The sequence below is a fragment of the Zoogloea sp. LCSB751 genome, from assembly GCF_002028455.1.
Taxonomy (GTDB): Bacteria; Pseudomonadota; Gammaproteobacteria; order Burkholderiales; family Rhodocyclaceae; genus Zoogloea.
Map to the genome: position 1 here is coordinate 1 of NZ_MWUM01000614.1, position 237 is coordinate 237.

Consider the following 237-nt stretch of genomic DNA (forward strand, 5'->3'; position numbering starts at 1 on the left):
GAAGTAGGTTAAGGGTGAATTAAAACGGTAGATAAACACGCCAGGCACAGACTTAGCCTTGCCTGAATCATCTACACTGCGGATAACCCCTTTATGATCAAGCCCTAACACTTGATCCGTTGGTCGCATCACAGTCGCTAAAAACTGGAATAACCCCAGTAACACCGCCAAGGTAATCCCAGGGATAACGCCAATAAACAGTACTGAAAACAATGTGGTACAAGCAAGCAAGAAGGC

Annotated in this window: 1 protein-coding gene; it reads right to left on the reverse strand. The window is 45.6% G+C overall.

Annotation, left to right across the window (positions count from 1 at the left end; translation table 11 throughout):
- Positions 1 to 237 (reverse strand): hypothetical protein (locus B4920_RS27925; RefSeq protein WP_216820144.1); only part of this gene is annotated, 237 nt, incomplete at both ends.